At 37.7% G+C, this 16,170-nt stretch carries 18 protein-coding genes and 1 other RNA gene; 4 read left to right on the forward strand and 15 right to left on the reverse strand.

Going from position 1 to position 16,170, the window contains the following annotated elements; all coding sequences use genetic code 11:
- Nucleotides 1-195: 195 nt before the first annotated feature.
- The 12 genes from ACFX40_RS01680 to ACFX40_RS01735 all read right to left on the reverse strand — a co-directional run bounded on the left by ACFX40_RS01680 (nucleotide 196) and on the right by ACFX40_RS01735 (nucleotide 11,657).
- A complete protein-coding gene (locus tag ACFX40_RS01680) occupies nucleotides 196-1,863 on the reverse strand; it encodes a glycoside hydrolase family 13 protein (protein WP_377253950.1) in 1,668 nt (555 codons plus the stop codon).
- Between the two features lie 132 nt (nucleotides 1,864-1,995).
- Complete coding sequence (locus tag ACFX40_RS01685; protein WP_377253952.1) at nucleotides 1,996-2,622, reverse strand: response regulator; 627 nt, start codon at nucleotides 2,620-2,622, stop codon at nucleotides 1,996-1,998.
- The gene (locus tag ACFX40_RS01690) at nucleotides 2,615-3,661 is read right to left on the reverse strand and encodes a sensor histidine kinase (protein ID WP_377253954.1); all 1,047 of its coding nucleotides are present in this window, start codon (nucleotides 3,659-3,661) and stop codon (nucleotides 2,615-2,617) included. Before ACFX40_RS01690 ends, ACFX40_RS01685 begins: the two co-directional genes overlap by 8 nt.
- On the reverse strand, nucleotides 3,658-4,386 hold the full coding sequence (liaF, locus tag ACFX40_RS01695; protein WP_028407991.1) for a cell wall-active antibiotics response protein LiaF: 729 nt from the start codon (nucleotides 4,384-4,386) through the stop codon (nucleotides 3,658-3,660). Before liaF ends, ACFX40_RS01690 begins: the two co-directional genes overlap by 4 nt.
- Nucleotides 4,387-4,521: 135 nt before the next feature.
- The gene (locus ACFX40_RS01700; RefSeq protein WP_377253956.1) at nucleotides 4,522-5,148 is read right to left on the reverse strand and encodes a PspA/IM30 family protein; all 627 of its coding nucleotides are present in this window, start codon (nucleotides 5,146-5,148) and stop codon (nucleotides 4,522-4,524) included.
- 36 nt (nucleotides 5,149-5,184) lie between these two features.
- The gene (locus ACFX40_RS01705; RefSeq protein ID WP_014460940.1) at nucleotides 5,185-5,529 is read right to left on the reverse strand and encodes a lmo0954 family membrane protein; all 345 of its coding nucleotides are present in this window, start codon (nucleotides 5,527-5,529) and stop codon (nucleotides 5,185-5,187) included.
- 247 nt (nucleotides 5,530-5,776) lie between these two features.
- Nucleotides 5,777-6,165: RNase P RNA component class B (gene rnpB / locus ACFX40_RS01710), an RNA gene on the reverse strand.
- Nucleotides 6,166-6,228: 63 nt separating this feature from the next.
- Nucleotides 6,229-6,561 (reverse strand): cell division regulator GpsB, encoded by a 333-nt coding sequence (gene gpsB / locus ACFX40_RS01715; protein WP_013056140.1) that lies wholly within the window; start codon nucleotides 6,559-6,561, stop codon nucleotides 6,229-6,231.
- Nucleotides 6,562-6,665: 104 nt separating this feature from the next.
- Nucleotides 6,666-7,217, reverse strand: coding sequence for an SLOG family protein (locus ACFX40_RS01720; RefSeq protein ID WP_028407989.1), 552 nt, complete (start codon nucleotides 7,215-7,217; stop codon nucleotides 6,666-6,668).
- A gap of 63 nt (nucleotides 7,218-7,280) precedes the next feature.
- Nucleotides 7,281-7,784: a spore coat protein gene (locus ACFX40_RS01725; protein WP_098248337.1), complete on the reverse strand. Its 504-nt coding sequence runs from the start codon at nucleotides 7,782-7,784 to the stop codon at nucleotides 7,281-7,283.
- A gap of 347 nt (nucleotides 7,785-8,131) precedes the next feature.
- A complete protein-coding gene (locus ACFX40_RS01730) occupies nucleotides 8,132-9,382 on the reverse strand; it encodes a ribonuclease H-like domain-containing protein (RefSeq protein ID WP_028407987.1) in 1,251 nt (416 codons plus the stop codon).
- Nucleotides 9,383-9,386: 4 nt separating this feature from the next.
- Nucleotides 9,387-11,657, reverse strand: a complete 2,271-nt coding sequence (locus tag ACFX40_RS01735; protein ID WP_028407986.1) for a DEAD/DEAH box helicase — start codon at nucleotides 11,655-11,657, stop codon at nucleotides 9,387-9,389.
- A 121-nt stretch (nucleotides 11,658-11,778) separates the two neighbouring features.
- Between ACFX40_RS01735 and ACFX40_RS01740 the strand changes: the two genes are divergently transcribed.
- The 3 genes from ACFX40_RS01740 to ACFX40_RS01750 all read left to right on the forward strand — a co-directional run bounded on the left by ACFX40_RS01740 (nucleotide 11,779) and on the right by ACFX40_RS01750 (nucleotide 14,163).
- Nucleotides 11,779-12,030 (forward strand): hypothetical protein, encoded by a 252-nt coding sequence (locus ACFX40_RS01740; RefSeq protein ID WP_013056134.1) that lies wholly within the window; start codon nucleotides 11,779-11,781, stop codon nucleotides 12,028-12,030.
- Nucleotides 12,031-12,179: 149 nt separating this feature from the next.
- Entirely contained in the window at nucleotides 12,180-13,691 is a 1,512-nt protein-coding gene (locus ACFX40_RS01745; RefSeq protein ID WP_377253958.1) for a sensor domain-containing diguanylate cyclase, read from the forward strand.
- A 160-nt stretch (nucleotides 13,692-13,851) separates the two neighbouring features.
- Nucleotides 13,852-14,163, forward strand: coding sequence for a DUF6509 family protein (locus ACFX40_RS01750; RefSeq protein ID WP_025749354.1), 312 nt, complete (start codon nucleotides 13,852-13,854; stop codon nucleotides 14,161-14,163).
- Between the two features lie 215 nt (nucleotides 14,164-14,378).
- On the opposite strand, the gene ACFX40_RS01755 is transcribed toward ACFX40_RS01750, so the two are convergent.
- The 3 genes from ACFX40_RS01755 to ACFX40_RS01765 all read right to left on the reverse strand — a co-directional run bounded on the left by ACFX40_RS01755 (nucleotide 14,379) and on the right by ACFX40_RS01765 (nucleotide 15,318).
- Nucleotides 14,379-14,555 carry a hypothetical protein gene (locus ACFX40_RS01755; RefSeq protein ID WP_165918628.1) on the reverse strand — a complete coding sequence of 59 codons (177 nt, stop codon included), beginning with the start codon at nucleotides 14,553-14,555 and terminating at the stop codon, nucleotides 14,379-14,381.
- Nucleotides 14,556-14,659: 104 nt separating this feature from the next.
- Nucleotides 14,660-14,863 (reverse strand): cold-shock protein, encoded by a 204-nt coding sequence (locus ACFX40_RS01760; protein WP_013056130.1) that lies wholly within the window; start codon nucleotides 14,861-14,863, stop codon nucleotides 14,660-14,662.
- Nucleotides 14,864-15,150: 287 nt separating this feature from the next.
- Nucleotides 15,151-15,318 (reverse strand): hypothetical protein, encoded by a 168-nt coding sequence (locus tag ACFX40_RS01765; RefSeq protein ID WP_013056129.1) that lies wholly within the window; start codon nucleotides 15,316-15,318, stop codon nucleotides 15,151-15,153.
- Nucleotides 15,319-15,429: 111 nt separating this feature from the next.
- On the opposite strand from ACFX40_RS01765, the gene ACFX40_RS01770 reads away from it, so the two are divergent.
- Nucleotides 15,430-15,975: a YhcN/YlaJ family sporulation lipoprotein gene (locus ACFX40_RS01770; RefSeq protein ID WP_016763474.1), complete on the forward strand. Its 546-nt coding sequence runs from the start codon at nucleotides 15,430-15,432 to the stop codon at nucleotides 15,973-15,975.
- The last annotated feature ends 195 nt before the right edge of the window (nucleotides 15,976-16,170 follow it).

Consider the following 16,170-nt stretch of genomic DNA (forward strand, 5'->3'; position numbering starts at 1 on the left):
TTGTTTCTAATTATCTACACTAAGTGTAAAAGTACCATATACATGCGCCGTAGTCAAAGCTTTCTCCGTCTTTTTATTAAAATACAAAAACTGCTGGCTCTTGACAGAGCCAGCAGTTTCTTCACCTGTGTCGCAGATAAATGCGTTTTTAAAAGCTTTTCACTTTAAAGTTGCGCAATCGGTTGCTCAACTTGTTTATGAAAGTAAGTATACACGTGTTTCATATGGGTGCAGCATACATTTTTCAAGCGTTTCGTTTATATCCAACGGATAATTATGAATCAGCACTTCTCTGTTTGTAAATGCGCTCTCTGAAGGAAACTCGAACGTTTGATTATTCGGTGACATATTACAAATAACAACAGCGGTTTTACCTTCTAATGTTCGCGTATACGCGTAAATAGCGGAATCTTCTTCTGCCAACAGCTTATAAGTTCCATACACCAGCACATCATGCTGTTTTCTAATTTTAATGAGCTGTTTGTAAAAATTCAGTACCGAATTCTTATCACTTTTCTGCTCTTCTACGTTAATGTCTACGTAATTTGGGTTCACTTTCATCCAAGGGTTTCCGGTAGAAAATCCTGCATTTTTTTCTGTATTCCACTGCATTGGCGTCCTTGAGTTATCGCGGCCTGTTTCCCAAATAACTTTCATAATCTCGTCATGTGAATCGCCTTTTTCACGCTGAATACGGTAGTAGTTAATCATCCCAACATCATCATAATCATCAATAGAATCAAATTTAACATTGGTCATTCCAAGTTCTTGTCCTTGATAAATAAACGGTGTTCCTTTCATTAAAAAGTATAGTGCAGCTAAGCACTTTGCACTTTCCACTCGGTAAGCTGTGCTGCCGAATTTATTTACAGAACGAATTTGGTCATGATTTTCTAAATATAAAGCGTTCCAGCCGTTAATTTTTTCTAAACCATTTTGCCAATTTGTTAAAATTGTTTTTAACTCGATTAAATCAAGCGGTTTTTCTTCTCCTTTATCCCACAGTCCCATATGCTCGAACTGAAAAATCATATTGAAGTTTCCGCCATCTTCAGCTACCCACTCATCTGCGCTGTCCGATGTTACACCATTTGCCTCTCCAACCGTCATAATATCGTATTTGGCAAACGTTTTTTCTTTTAGCTCTTTTAAATGTTCTTGAATTCCCGGTCGATTCATATGCCCTTCAAACGATGGCACATAATCTAGCTTTTCAGGGTTCGGCAGATCTGGGAAGCCGGCCACTTTCTTAATATGCGAAATAGCATCTACACGAAAGCCGTCAATTCCTTTATCTAACCACCAGTTAACCATTTCATAAAGCTCATGACGTACTTTTTCGTTTTCCCAGTTTAAATCGGGCTGTTTTTTAGAAAATACGTGCATGTAATATTCTTTTGTCTTTTCGTCGAACTCCCAAGCTGATCCGCTAAAAATAGATTCCCAGTTGTTTGGCTCTTTTCCATCTTTACCTTCGTGCCAGATATAATAATCACGATATGGATTCTCTTTAGCAGACCTAGATTCTAAAAACCAAGGATGTTCATCTGAAGTATGGTTAATAACTAAATCCATAATCAGCTTCATTCCGCGATGGTGAACTTCATCTAACAGCTCATCAAAGTCTTCCATCGTTCCGAAATTTTCCATAATATCTTTATAATCACTGATATCGTAGCCATTATCGTCGTTAGGAGACTGATAAATCGGGCAAATCCAAATGACATCAATTCCAAGATCAGATAAATAGTCTAATTTTGAAATAACCCCTTGAATGTCACCAATTCCGTCGCCGTTTGAATCCATGAAGCTTCGCGGATAGATTTGATACGCAACAGCTTCTTTCCACCATTTCTTTTCCATGTGCTCAACCCCTCAAAATAGTGCTTTTACGTAAGCGTTCGCCTTTACGCATATCGCTATTTTATAATGAATACATGCAAAAAAATAGGTTTTTCAAAAAAAAAATCGTTATTCTCTTTTGAATAACGATTCTCACTGCGCTAATTTGTGTTTAAAGGCATAAATGACGGCTTGAGTTCGGTCCTGCACATCCAGCTTACTTAATAAATTGCTCACATGTGTTTTTACCGTCTTTAGCGCAATAAATAATTCGTCTGCAATCTCTTGATTTGTTTTACCCTGTGTCATTAAAAGTAAAATTTCCATTTCACGAGCTGTGAGTTCTTCATGAGGTAAAGACGGCTCTCTCATTTTAGACATCATTTTACCGGTTACTTCAGGCTCTAATACAGATTCCCCCTCATATGTACGGCGAATAGCAGCTGCAATTTCTCCTGCTTTAGACGTTTTTAATAAGTAGCTTGTTGCCCCTGCCTCTAGAGCGGGATATACTTTTTCGTCATCTAGAAAGCTAGTGACAATAATTACTTTTGCTTCCGGCCACTGCTTAATGAGCTGTTTTGTTGCTTCAATCCCGTCCATTTCTTCCATGACTAAATCCATTAAAATAATATCCGGGCGCAGCTGAAGCCCTAATTCAACGGCCTGTTGGCCATTGGCTGCTTCAGCTATTACATGAATGTCTGCTTGAGCCGACAAATACGCTCCTACGCCAATACGAACCATTTCATGGTCATCTACTAACAGTACATTAATCATTTTGCTTCTCCTCTCTTTCTACTAACGGTACTTTTACTTCTAGCTTTGTTCCTTTGTCGGGCAAACTAATAATTTTTAATAGGCCTCCAATTTCAACTGCACGTTCATACATATTTTGCAGACCGTACGATCCGACTTTCTCCTTTTCTACATCAAAACCAACTCCGTTATCCACAATACGTAAAATAATGGAAAAGTCACGTTTGATCAGCAGCACGTCTAAAGCTGTTGCATTTGCATGACGCAGCGTATTTGATACGGATTCTTGCAAAATTCTAAACAAGTGGTCTTCAATGCCTTTATCAAGTTCAAACCCTTCTATTTTCCAATTTAATTCAAGCGGTACTTTTTGAGCAAGCTCATTCATCAGTTCTTTCATTCCGGCCTGTAGCGATTTTCCTTTTAATGCTGCAGGACGAAGATGAAGAAGCAAAGCCCTCATTTCAAGCTGTGATTGATTAATCATTTTTTCAACCATCTTTAATTGCTTAGCTTCAGAATCTTGCAGCGTAAGATTGGATTCCGTAATAGCAGACATAAGCATCGAAGCGGCAAATAGCTGCTGACTAACGGAGTCATGCAATTCTCTAGCAAGCCGATTTCGTTCCTGAGAAACAATTTCTTGCACTTGCTTTTGCTGATTTTCCACTTTTTCCGTTGCCATCTTTTGAGATTGCTGTGCTTGAAGAATCATTTTATGATCTACTTTATTTAAACGGCTTATAATTCGAGACGTTTCTTGAATAAACGGTTCATTTGCCGACATATGCCGATGGCCATTTTCTATTTCATATAATCGGTTTTCAACATATGTCCACTGCTCTCTCCACATAAACCCCATGATTCCTCCAATCACGCTTCCAATCGTAAGGCTTAAACTGAAGGAAAACAGCGCAAAAGGCATGCCAAATACGCTTGTTTTCCATAAGTCGCTAAGTTGAAAAACAGGATATGCAAAAAACACGGTAAGGAGCACGGATACAAATACAAAAAAACTTAAGAAAATCCCCCATAATAACTGCCGTTGAAGAATACTCATATCCTTTGCACCTCTAAATCTCCAATCACAACAGTTGTAACAATCTTCACCCTATGAGCAGATTGATCAAATTCCTCTGTTTTGATAGACAAATTTTCATTGAACGAAAAGCCGCGCTGATGTCCAAAAACCGTTACGTTTCCTGCTAGTTTAGAATGATTCACAGATACTTCCGTTTCGTAAGGAATGAGCACTTTAATATTTCCAAACACCTGACGAATAAAAATAACCGCATCGCCTTTTGGCAGAACGGTATTGCTTAAATCAACCACAATGTCTCCCCATACGCTTTGAATATTAATATCATCCCATTCGTATACGGAGTCTTCAGTTCTTTGACTACCAAGAAGTTTATTCGTCAAAACCGGGCGGACCTGCACCAAACTTTGGTTTGGCTGCTGGGTAAATTGGTCAGTTGGTCTGAATTCAACCGGATGCTTTCTTGATTGAATAAATCTAAGTAAAAAATACAGAAAAAGAGCAATAACTAAAAACTTAAAGGCAACCGTATTAAATATATTCAACACAAGTCCAATAACGCCAATCCAAAATAAAATGCGCCCTAGTTTTCTTCTCATTTTTTTTCGCCCAATATACATGAACGCACCGGCAATTAATACAGAAAAGATCAAGCCGCTGTGAAAAAACATAATTTCAATAAACAGGACAAATAAACTGCAAATAAAAATGAACATAAGAGATTCTGTTTTGTTTACGCTTTGCACAGCTCTCTCTCCCTTCTCCTCGTAGATGACATAGCGTTCTTTGGATGCTGCAGGTATCTATTCTCTCACCTTAAAAAGACGCAGAAACCTACGCCTTTTTTAGAATACCATGTTTTATGCAGAAACACTGATTTTTTACGATGATTTTACTCTTTTTTCTAATTCAGCAATCTTGCTGTCTACCGTTTGTCTATAGTAATTTGTATTAATTTGATTTTCAAGCTGGTCAATATAGGTTTCCATTTCGTCAAACTGGCTGTAGGACGTATAAGATGCTTCTGTTTTCATTACTGAATTCATACGATGATGCGCACGAGCAATATTTTCGCGTCCCATTAGTTCCATGCGGCGAATATGCATATCTTTTACCTTATGCTTCATTTCTTCATACTTTTGTTCAAGCTCTTCTAACTGCTTGGATGTATTTTCATAAGATTCTTTTACACGCTTTGCTCTCTCTTCGTAGTGAGCATGTTCTTTTAAAATAAATTCATGTAATTCCGTTTCTTCAGCTGCTTGTGCTACTTGTGCTTGCTCATGACGTTTTTTCATCATGTCAAGGGCCAGATGGTATTCGCGATTAAACTGTTCTTTTAACGTGTGCTGTCGCTCAACAAGCTGCCTTACCTTTTCGGTCTCCTGCTCGCATTGACGCAAATAGTGGTTTAGTGCAGCAATTGGATTTTTTTGTTCTTTGTGATCAAGTAATTGATGAAGGTCTGCAGAAATCGTTTCTTTCATTCGAGTAAATAAGTTTCTCATTTTGTTCATCTCCTTAGATAATAAAGTAAACTTTCATTATTTTTGATTTAAATCAGCCCACTGACGTTCAAAATGCTTAAACGGATCTTCTTTTTCCGTTTTTATAGGGCTGCTGCTGTTCCATTTTTTATATACAATGTAAAGTACGACTGCTGCGATGATACCAGCAAGGGCCGGGAGATTTGAAACAGTTGTTAAGAGTACGACAACACCTATAAACCCCCAGAGCCATTTTTTAAAGGGGGTCTCTGCTTTAACAAACCCTTTAAATGCTACGTACAAAATAACTAAGCCAAGTGCAAGTCCTACCATCGGACCAGCATTTGCAAGAAGAACGATAGCAGCTACCGCTCCAATCAAAAACAAACCAACTTTTTTCATTTTGTCTCCTCCTTTCGCTTATCTATATACTTAGTTTAAGGATTATGAGGTTTTTTCAAAACGAGCTAAAGCTTTATTTTCTCCTAAGACCTGAGGCTGACAACAAGCTCAGTCTGGTTGTACAAAAAAATGACAGCTTATGATAAGCTGTCATTTTGACATAAAAAAAGCTCTTCCGTTATACGAAGAGCTGGGTTGGATTAAAATATAGTGTGTAACAACAAGTGTCGATTGCTTTTCAATAACGTTCTGTAAGCCATGTTTTGTACCATTGTACTGCAAGCGGCTAGCTACCTCGTACTCCGGTGGCAATTATCTATCTACAAAATGTAACCATTTTGTCCTTCCTTCCGTTCAGTTCCTTCCAGAAAGTTCCCCTACCATTATTTGGGTTTCTCGCTCGAGGGGTTTACCTCGTTCCACTCTTATCATTTCTGATAAGACTTCGTCACTGTGGCACTTTCAGAGTAGTCAAGCCATATCTTAAAAAGACTTAGGCTTTTTCCCCGCCGTTAGCTTTTAACAGCTACCCTAGCTTATGACTTCGCTAGGCACGAACACTACAGACATCGCAGTCTGTGCGAGCATGGACTTTCCTCTACATCCTCATATGTGATGCAGCAATTACCCGAACGTTATTGATAACGACTTTCCTTAGTATAATAAAAATAGGAGTTGAATGCAACTCCTATTTTTAGGTTATTCGTATAATTTACTTCCAAACACATGTTTTTCTAAGTTCGACAAACGTTTTAAAATATCAAAGTTTGTCGTACCCGCTTGCTGCTGCTGTTGAGCCGGCGGCGGGGTAAACGAAGGTTGTTGCGGCTTTTTAGATAATTCTTCTACTTGCTTTTTTAAGCGTAAATTTTCAGTTTGTAATGCTTCAATTTCTTCATGAAATGCTTCATAATCTTTAATAACAGAATCTAGATACTTATCTACTTCTTCTTGATTATAGCCTCTCATGCCTGTTTTAAATTCTTTTTCTAAAATTTCTTTGGCCGTTAAACGGATTTTATCAGCTAACATCTCTATCACCTCGAATACGATAAACCTTATCTTTATTATAATTCATTTTTTCAAAAATAGCTTCAAATGTCAATTTATCTTTTAAAATGTTTCGCCAAGTGGCGTTAAAAAGACGAAAATTTTTCTTCATCCACGATATCCTGTAAGTCATGAGACGTCACCATTATAATAGGGTATTCTTCTCGTTCAGCACGTTTTTTAGCCGTTTCTAACATATATTTGGGACTTCCTTCGTGCTCTTCATCGTAAACTAAACAAATACCTTCACTTTTTTCTACTAAAAATTGATTTTTCAACCGAAACTGTGCTGGACTTTCATATTTCTTTTTTGTAATGCTATCTACATAATCTGCTTGACTTAAGACGAATTCATACAATTCTTTATTCACGTCATTCCATTTTTCTTCTTGCTCCAAAAACGGTGTTAAAACAGCTAACTGAAGCTCGGGATAATCGAGCTGAAGATCAAATACCACTTCTGCTGCCCAAATTTCTACTCCTAGCTGGCCACTAATCAATACCCATTCTAATCCATCTTCTGCTAATTCCTGTAATTTTTTATAGAGTGCTTTTTTTATATATGTAATACCTTGATGTTTTTCATTAAAAATGCCAAGTTCGAATGGCTTATAACCGGTAACTGTTAGCACCTTCATTATATAACTCCTTTATAACAAAATAGAATAGGAACTGATGAAATCAGCTCCTATTAGCGTACATTATCTAAAATACCCTGAATTTGGTCCTTGATGCGCGCCTTTTGTATGACAGCTTCCTTGGCCGCAACCTTTGTGTCCCGGATAACTAGCACCTGCTACTTGACCTGGGTAGCCTGCTCCTGCCACTTGACCTGGATAGCCTCCCATTTGACCTGGATAACCAGCACCTGCTACTTGACCTGGATAGCCTCCCATTTGACCTGGATAACCAGCACCTGCTACTTGACCTGGGTAGCCTGCTCCTGCCACTTGACCTGGATAGCCTGCTCCTCCTACTTGAGTTGGATATTGCTGCGCGCCGCCAAAAAACTGTTGATTTGAAGTTTCATTTACAACAGATTGCGTTTGCGGGAAGTAATGTACGTGCTTCACATTTGTATGATTCACCAATGTATTATGACTTGGATGAATGTGAGGTACTACTACCTCCTGAGAAGTAAACTGCGTGCAGCATTTTGTTGGATGCACAATTGGTGGCATACATTTTGTTGGTCTTGGATACATATCCTTTTTCCCCTTTCACTGTTTAGTTATTACACTATTACAATATGTGAAGGGCAATGTACATGTACTAAGACAAACACCTATTTTTGACCTACATAAAGGAGTTATACGAATTTTTCAAACTGCTTAAGACAATTACTGTTAAACAAATTAATGCGAAAAATGATACTAAAATCACATTTTTCATGGGGCCTCTCTCCATCTCACCAAAGTTCTGTTTTTAAGCTGTAAGAATAAGTCTTACATTGACTAATTTTATCAATGACTGAAAAATAGAACAATATAAAATATCCACAAAAACAAAAGAATAATAATTCTGAATTTTTTTAAAATAAATCAGCTGAAGTCTATGCTTTAGCTGATTTATTTTTTAGTCTAAGAAGTCTTTTTTCAAGTGCTTCCTTCGACGTTTTTTTAGTCATTCCTCTGAGTTGATTCCACTTCTCCGAGGCTAGCTCAGTATATAGAAGTGCTTGATGAACATCTTTGAGACGATGCTCATAAATTTTAGCTAGCTCAACCAATGCTTCTATAGCGACGTCACCTTCACATGTTTGAACCAAGGGTTCAAACATGTCCACTGCCTCTTTCCAACTCTTCTCTTTTTTATAATGATAAGCCATCGCTAGCTGAGCTTTTTCATGCTCTTCTTTTTCTTTTTCTGCTACGCCCTGATAAAGAGAGAAGGCGTGCTTGTTCTCCCCTAACTGCTCATACCACCTTGCTACTTCGTATGTTTCTTTCTCTGTAAACTCCTCACTAGTAAGGAGATGCTTTGATAAATGAATGTATAAGGTAATAAGCGATAAAATATCATGTTCATTATGTTTCATAATATCGAATAAGCCTCTTGGATTTTTCGTTTCAATAAAATCAAAATAGATCATGGGAGCTAAAAAACCTGGAATATCATCAACTCGTTCAATTCCAAGTATTTCTTTTTCGACATTCGCAAGCTTCACCGAACTCATTTTGTGTTTCCACAGCCTTCTTGACGCATGCAGCAAATCAAAGTGACCGAACTTAGGCAGCTTGGGCAAATGATCTCTCAATAGCGTATGGCGAGTCTTCACGTGAGGCCAATCGAAAGATTTCCCATTATAAGTCACAAGCGTCGTATAGTCTACTTCTTTTAAAAAACTTTCGTAAAATGCTACTTCTCCACTTGGCTCCGTTAATATATGCTGACGAAAAACGACGGAATCTTTTAGCACCCTTGCATATCCTAGCAAAAAGATAGTCGTTCCCGTACCTGTACTAAGCCCCGTCGTTTCCGTATCAAAGAAAAATAAATCTGAATATGTGTGGCCTTTTGATGAAAGCGGATGGGCAACTGTAGACCGATTCCATACTTGCACTACTTTTTTTAGCTCATTAAATTCATAATGTCCATGTTTGTAGTCGAGCGGGTACACCACTTCTCTGATCATACAGTAGCTGTCTTCCGCAAAGTAAGGCACAGCATGATTTCCCTTCCATTCCTGCTCATAGGGAATAGATGCGCTCTTAGGCCGCTGCGGGTTACTTTCAACCGGCGGCTTTGCTTCTGTAACGTGAAGATGCTTTTTCATACGGTTTAATTTATTTTTAAAAGACAAGAGTTCACCTACTTTGCAGTTGTTGTAGCAGCACGAGCGCATCGCTTTTTGCGTGTTCTCCCTGTGCTTCCATACCGATACAAGACGGACAGCCGCTTTCGCAAGAACAATTTACAATTAATTGATTGGTTTGATTTAGCACATCATTCATTTGTTCGTATACTTTATCACTTAGTCCAATGCCTCCCGGGTATCGATCATATAAGAAGATAGTCGGCTGTTCGTTGTGCACCGCTTTTATCTGAGGCACTACATGTAAATCAGCCGGATCGCACATCACCATAAGCGGTGCAATTGACTGAATGGCATTTGCCACGGAAATGAGTGCTTGTTCCAATCGTTCTTCAGATTCGTAAAACTGTTCTTTTTCAAAGCTTAGCCACACGGCATTTGTATGAAGCTCTTCTTCCGGAAGTGAAATGGGACCTGACCCTATGTTTTCATGCGTCTCAAACTTTATTTTTTTAAATATCGTAGCCATAGCGCTGACCATTACATCACCGTAACCGATTGAATATGTCCTTTCCACTCGTTCTTTATCAGCTTCTAGAACCTTTAAGTTAACCGCTAAGTTTGCATCGGTGAAATAGTCTACATCGACTTCACGAACATACGCTTTTTTCTCATCCCAGTCCAAGTATTCTACTTGATACTGAATGCCTTGATGCAAGTAAATCGCCTCATCATGAAGAAGCGTCATGGCACTAAAGCGATCCATTTCTCCAATTACTTTCACATTTGCAACGTCCGATTGATCAATGATGACAACATTTTCTTGGGATGCAGAGCGCAGACTGATATTATGAGCTGGAAACGAATCATTCATCCAGTACCATTTGTCTCCGCTAAAATGAATCACTCGCTCTTCTTGCAAAAACTCCAGCACGTCTTCAATTTCTACCCCATCAAATGTTTCTCCCTGCTTAAACGGCAGCTCATAGGACGCGCATTTTAAATGATCGACTAAAATAACAAGATTATCAGGATTAATTCGAGCTGTTTCTGGATTTCTGCTAAAAAAGTAATCGGGATGCTGAATCATATACTGATCAAGCGGACTTGAACTTGCGACCATCACAATGACGGCTTCTCCGTGACGTCTCCCTGCTCGTCCTGCTTGCTGCCAAGCGCTTGCAACCGTGCCTGGATAACCTGTCATCACACACACCTGCAGCTGCCCGATATCCACTCCTAGTTCTAAAGCATTCGTACTGACTACCCCGTAAATACTTCCCTCTCGAAGTCCTCTTTCTATTTCGCGTCGCTGCTTCGGCAAATATCCTCCGCGGTACCCTTGAATAGACTTATTTTGAAGCTGGTTTTTTACGAGCTCCTGCAGATACGTTAAAATAATTTCCACTCGTACTCGACTTCGTGCAAATACAATCGTTTGAATTTTATTTTTCAAAAACTCTCCTGCAATATTTCGCACTTCAAGGGTAGCACTTCTTCTAATGTTTAAAGGTTTATTAACAATAGGCGGGTTATAAAAAATAAAATGCTTGCGGCCGCTAGGCGCTCCGTTGTTATCTACTAACATAACATGAGCTCCCGTTAAATGCTCAGCAAGTTCTTTTGGGTTAGCGATGGTCGCTGATGTACAAATAAAGATAGGATTGCTTCCATAGTAGCGGCAAATTCGCTTTAACCGGCGTATAACGTTAGCTACGTGGCTTCCAAAAACACCGCGGTACGTATGAAGTTCATCGATCACAATGTACTTCAGGTTTTCAAACAGTGATACCCATTTAGTATGATGAGGTAAAATAGCTGAATGAAGCATATCTGGATTCGTAATAACAATATGACCTGCTTTTCTTACCTTTTGACGGATATTTGCCGGAGTATCTCCATCATACGTGTAGCTATTGATTGGTACTTCCATTTCTTCAATGATTTCATTTAATTCACTTTTTTGATCTTGGGCAAGCGCTTTTGTTGGAAACAAATAAAGAGCTCTAGCTTGATCATTCTCCATGATACTCTGAAGTACCGGCAAGTTGTAACACAATGTTTTCCCCGATGCTGTAGGCGTCACAGCCACAACATTCTTCTTAGCTGTCGCCAAATCAAACGCTGTTTTTTGATGCGTATAAAGCGAACCAATTCCTCGGTTCTCAAGTGCTTGCCGCAGTTTCGTATGCAAAGAAGCCGGAAATGGCGAAGTTTTAGCTTCTTTCTCTTCGATTGTATGCCAATGAACAATATTTTTCTGATACGATGGATTCGTTTGCAAGACATCCATTACTTCTTGTAAGTTTTTTCGTATTCTCATTTTCATCACCTGCTTCTATTTTAACGAATGAACGTTCGATAGAAAACCATAAGTTTTTGTATGTTTTTGGTGGATTCGGACATGGTATTAATACAGTAAATTTTTCAAGGAGATGTTAAAAATGGGAAGCCCTTATCTTTGCCCTAGCTGCAAAACAAATCGAACGCGTTTTAATATCATTGAACAAAATGCAAAACCTGTAAAAATGGATCCAAGAAGCGGAGACGTTGTAGAAGAATACACAAACGATACGCTCGATGCCTTTCACGCTGCTTATAACGGACCGCAAAAACGCATTCAGTGCGGAGCTTGCGGATTAGTAGAAGATGAAACCATGTTTGTACGGCATGCTGAATCCAATAAACTTCAATAAAAAAGGTGAGGCTCTTTGTCCTCACCTTTAATCATATAAATCTCTATGCTTTTTCTTAATCAAAAAGCAGACATTTTCATCTGAAAAATTCATGTCTTTTCTTATAGAAACATGCTAAAATACCTAAAAAAGATATGGAGATGATGGTCATGTCATTTCTTCTTTCGCTTTTACCTTTCTCCTTTTTGAAGAAATTTCGTTTTCCTTCTGGAAGAGAAGTTAATGAAGATAAAATGTTCGATAAAACGAATGTAGAGATGCTTCAACAGAGAGTCAAGCTAGTTTCACTTGCTCTTGTAGTTTCCTATCCTATTTATATTTATATAGGGTTTTCTTTACTTCAACATGCGGGGACATCTCAGTTTAGACATACACTAATTGGTATTCATTTCACTAGTTTTGCTCTCTCCTCTCTTTATTTATTTTTCTATTATGTTAGTAAGAGAAAAGAACGGTTTGCTAACTACTTGAGCACCATTGTATATGGCTATATATTTTATTACGTATTTGCTGCAGCACTTTCTACTATTAACAGTCAGCTTTTCACAGGTCGCGTAGACGTGTATATGATGCTTTTGATTTCCACAGCTGTTTTATGTCCTATGAAATTAAAACATCTGTGCATCATTTTTATTCCTAACCATCTTTTTTTACTATACGGCTTATCACGATATGTACCGGATTCTTTTTCCCTTATTTCAAAGCAGATCAATACAACTGCAGCAGTTGCTATCGCTTTGCTTATTTCATACATTCTTTATACATACCGTCACAAAGAATATATGAATCATTTACAGCTAAAAGAAAGCGAACGTAATTTTTTTACGCTGTTCAAAATTAATCCCTATCCTTTGCTATTAACGAGATTATCCGACCACAAAGTGCTGCTCATTAACAATAAAGCTATTCACTTTTACAATCTTGTTTCTCAAGATCTTGATCAAATAGACGGATTTATAATCTATCATACTGATGAAGATCGAGAGAAGATTTTAAAACGTCTTCAACAAGAGAAATATGTAAAAAACTACATCCTAGAAGCACGTGAACATGGAGATTCAAAGTGGGTTATGATCAATTATGAATTACTAGAGTATCAAAGCGAAAGCTGTATACTCGCAGGTATTACCGATATAACCGATTTAAAAGCGGTTGAGCATGAATTGAACTTGCACGCTTCAACTGATATGCTAACCGGAATTTTAAATCGAAGAAGCGGAATGGAAAAACTGCAGCTGGAACTGCTGAGAGCTAAAACCAATCATACATCTTTCCTATTATGTTTTATCGATATTAATTCTTTAAAACTAGTAAATGATCAATATGGTCATAGAGAAGGCGACTGGCTTATTAAAACAATAGCAGAATCAATTAGTGGTTATGTTGGCAACGATGATACGCTCTTTCGCTACGGAGGAGATGAGTTTTTATTAATTGCTCCTGAACAAACGGAAGAATACGTACAAGAGCTGTGGCAAAATATTAATGAACAGCTAGAAGATAAAAAGAAAGAATTTAATAAGCCGTATGCACTGTCTGCGAGTTACGGATTTATTATATGTGCGCCTTCAGACGACACCAACCTAGATACATTAATTCAAAAAGCAGATGCTGCCATGTATAAGCAGAAACATACGCGCGTTTCTTCCACATTTAAGTAAATCATCGAAGTTCTTGCGCCATCGCATCGGGTAGGTTTGCTAAATAGAACGATCAAGGAATAAATCCGTGCATGAATTACGCATGCACTTTCTTTCTTTGCAAAGAAAAACTATAATAGATGATGCAAGTATTTTACTGATATATGGAAAGGACGTACATATGTTTACAATTAAAGAATATACAGCTGAACAATTACAGGATCCATTTGGTCTCCTTCTAGGTGAACGCTATGAATTTCATTTATACATTGAGGTAGAAGAAGATGATGAATTATATACGGGCAACGACCTAGCACTACGCGTAGTATATATTAAAAGCGAAGATAACACTTCTATTGCCCAAACTCATTTCTACGAAGTTTCAACAAATAAAGTATTAGACTTCGACCTTGAAGAAGAGGAAGAAGAAGCTGTAAAAGAATTTTGCGGGAAGCATTTACCTTCAGAGGAAGGTACAAATAACGAGGAATAATTAAAAGAGACTGGAACACACGTATTTTAGTTTAAGGAAAATCCGAACGATGAATCGAGGTTTTTGGTGGAGAATCAAACTCGTTCGGATTTTTTCATTGGGAGAGTGAACGTAGGTTTTATGTATGTAACTGCTTCTAGCTGTTGTGTAACAAACGAGCCCTACCAGCTCATTTGTTCGTCTGTAGATTGAATTGACTTCGTTATGTCCCAGCCTCATTTTTGATTTCGTTTTTCCATTAACTTTTTAACTACTTCTTTTGGCTCCCAGCATGTAAACTGATATGAAGGACGGGTTTCATAGCCTAGTCTTTTGCATCGATACTTCATTCCCTTATCCAATTTAATGCTTTGAAAATGTTCACATGTGGCACAGCAATGAAATGAACTCATGCCTTCCCTTCTCCCCTACTTTAATCTATTTTCTTAATCATACAAATAAAACAAATTTGTACAAAAAAAGCTGCCTATCGGCAGCTTTCATATGTAGCGTTGAATTATAATTTTACAACATTCTCCGCTTGTGGTCCACGTTGGCCTTCAACGATTTCAAATTCAACTTTTTGACCTTCTTCTAATGTTTTGAAGCCTTCAGATTGGATAGCTGAAAAATGAACAAATACGTCATTTTCGCCTGGTACTTCGATAAAACCGAAGCCTTTTTCACTGTTAAACCATTTTACTGTACCTGTAGTAGCCATGTAAAAAAACCTCCAAAAAATGTAAAAATTTTAATATGTTACTCTATATTTACATTTATACCGTAAATAAAAAATTCACATATTATAAAAGAGACCTACGCGAAGTAGATCTCCTTTATAACAAGTGAATTTTCACTAAATCTAATTCGAGTGTATGGTCAAATGTAGTATTCATCACATTTATTAAATTTGGTTGCGTTTACATTATACTATACCTATATGTAGAATGCAAATATTGGGCCATTCTTAACATATGGCTCATCCGTTTTGCAAAATATTTATCTTCCTTACGTCAACATGTTATCAATATGGGCGTCGATAATTTCTTTTCGTTTATTTTGCAGGGTCTCAAATAATAGCTTAGCTTCTTCTGAAGTTAGTGCAAACGTTGTTGTTTCTTCATGGTTTTCTTCTTTTGTATGAAGCACAAATATGCTTTGTTGAATTCCACTCATACATATTCCTCCTTTTTCGATAGTATAGGCTTTTTTATATTTTTCATGTATGCTTCACACGTTTTTAACAAATTATAAGAAAGGTTAAAACTTATAAGGAGTGATACTATCATGAAGAAATCGTTTTTGTTTGTTGTAGGCTGCATGACGACCCTTTCTTTATTCGGCTGCAGCACAGCAGATCAAGGTAAAGATGGCGTCATTGATGATGATACAGTCCGCAACGTCACATATGAAAATGGGAACAATAAAACGAAAATGAATGACGTAAACGATACGCAAGACGTACAGCGTAACGAAAAAGAACAGTATAATCAGTCCGGCGGAATGAGAGTAGCCGATGTGGCGGCTGATCGTATCGTAGCGTTAAAAAACGTAAAAGATGCTAATGTCATCGTAACCGATCATACAGCTTATGTGGCCGCTGTATTAGACGACAACAAAGAAGGTAATCTTACAAAAGATATGGAGCATAAAATCGCACACGAAGTAAGAAAAGCAGACGGTAGTGTTCATCGAGTATTTGTTTCAACAAACCCTGACTTTGTAAACCGTATGAACGGATATGTGGACAAGCTCCAAACAGGTAAACCAGTTTCTGGGCTGTTTGACGAGTTTTCAGAAGTTGTTCGACGCGTGTTCCCGAATTCACGCTAATATACATGAATGTCAAAAGAGCATTTTATAAAATGCTCTTTTCATTTTACCTATTGCATAAAATATTGCATAAAAAATGCGCTTATAAGTTTCTGAATATTTTTATTTTATTTAATTTTGAAATCGCTTTCATTTCTTTATTATAAAGGGATAGGGGATTTTCGCCTCATGTATTTTACGGTTTTGTGGGTTGAT

It is taken from the genome of Priestia sp. YIM B13552, assembly GCF_042787775.1.
Taxonomy (GTDB): domain Bacteria; phylum Bacillota; class Bacilli; order Bacillales; family Bacillaceae_H; genus Priestia; species Priestia megaterium_E.

Excerpts from the sequence above, each read along its gene's own strand:
- ACFX40_RS01755 (WP_165918628.1), bottom strand. The coding sequence starts at position 14,555 with ATGAGTTCATTTCATTGCTGTGCCACATGTGAACATTTTCAAAGCATT.
- ACFX40_RS01750 (WP_025749354.1), top strand. The coding sequence starts at position 13,852 with ATGTTTACAATTAAAGAATATACAGCTGAACAATTACAGGATCCATTT.
- ACFX40_RS01740 (WP_013056134.1), top strand. The coding sequence starts at position 11,779 with ATGGGAAGCCCTTATCTTTGCCCTAGCTGCAAAACAAATCGAACGCGT.
- ACFX40_RS01700 (WP_377253956.1), bottom strand. The coding sequence starts at position 5,148 with ATGAGAAACTTATTTACTCGAATGAAAGAAACGATTTCTGCAGACCTT.
- ACFX40_RS01690 (WP_377253954.1), bottom strand. The coding sequence starts at position 3,661 with ATGAGTATTCTTCAACGGCAGTTATTATGGGGGATTTTCTTAAGTTTT.
- ACFX40_RS01720 (WP_028407989.1), bottom strand. The coding sequence starts at position 7,217 with ATGAAGGTGCTAACAGTTACCGGTTATAAGCCATTCGAACTTGGCATT.
- ACFX40_RS01725 (WP_098248337.1), bottom strand. The coding sequence starts at position 7,784 with ATGTATCCAAGACCAACAAAATGTATGCCACCAATTGTGCATCCAACA.
- ACFX40_RS01745 (WP_377253958.1), top strand. The coding sequence starts at position 12,180 with ATGTCATTTCTTCTTTCGCTTTTACCTTTCTCCTTTTTGAAGAAATTT.
- ACFX40_RS01760 (WP_013056130.1), bottom strand. The coding sequence starts at position 14,863 with ATGGCTACTACAGGTACAGTAAAATGGTTTAACAGTGAAAAAGGCTTC.
- ACFX40_RS01705 (WP_014460940.1), bottom strand. The coding sequence starts at position 5,529 with ATGAAAAAAGTTGGTTTGTTTTTGATTGGAGCGGTAGCTGCTATCGTT.
- ACFX40_RS01680 (WP_377253950.1), bottom strand. The coding sequence starts at position 1,863 with ATGGAAAAGAAATGGTGGAAAGAAGCTGTTGCGTATCAAATCTATCCG.
- gpsB (WP_013056140.1), bottom strand. The coding sequence starts at position 6,561 with ATGTTAGCTGATAAAATCCGTTTAACGGCCAAAGAAATTTTAGAAAAA.
- ACFX40_RS01765 (WP_013056129.1), bottom strand. The coding sequence starts at position 15,318 with ATGAGTGGAATTCAACAAAGCATATTTGTGCTTCATACAAAAGAAGAA.
- ACFX40_RS01735 (WP_028407986.1), bottom strand. The coding sequence starts at position 11,657 with ATGAGAATACGAAAAAACTTACAAGAAGTAATGGATGTCTTGCAAACG.
- ACFX40_RS01770 (WP_016763474.1), top strand. The coding sequence starts at position 15,430 with ATGAAGAAATCGTTTTTGTTTGTTGTAGGCTGCATGACGACCCTTTCT.
- ACFX40_RS01685 (WP_377253952.1), bottom strand. The coding sequence starts at position 2,622 with ATGATTAATGTACTGTTAGTAGATGACCATGAAATGGTTCGTATTGGC.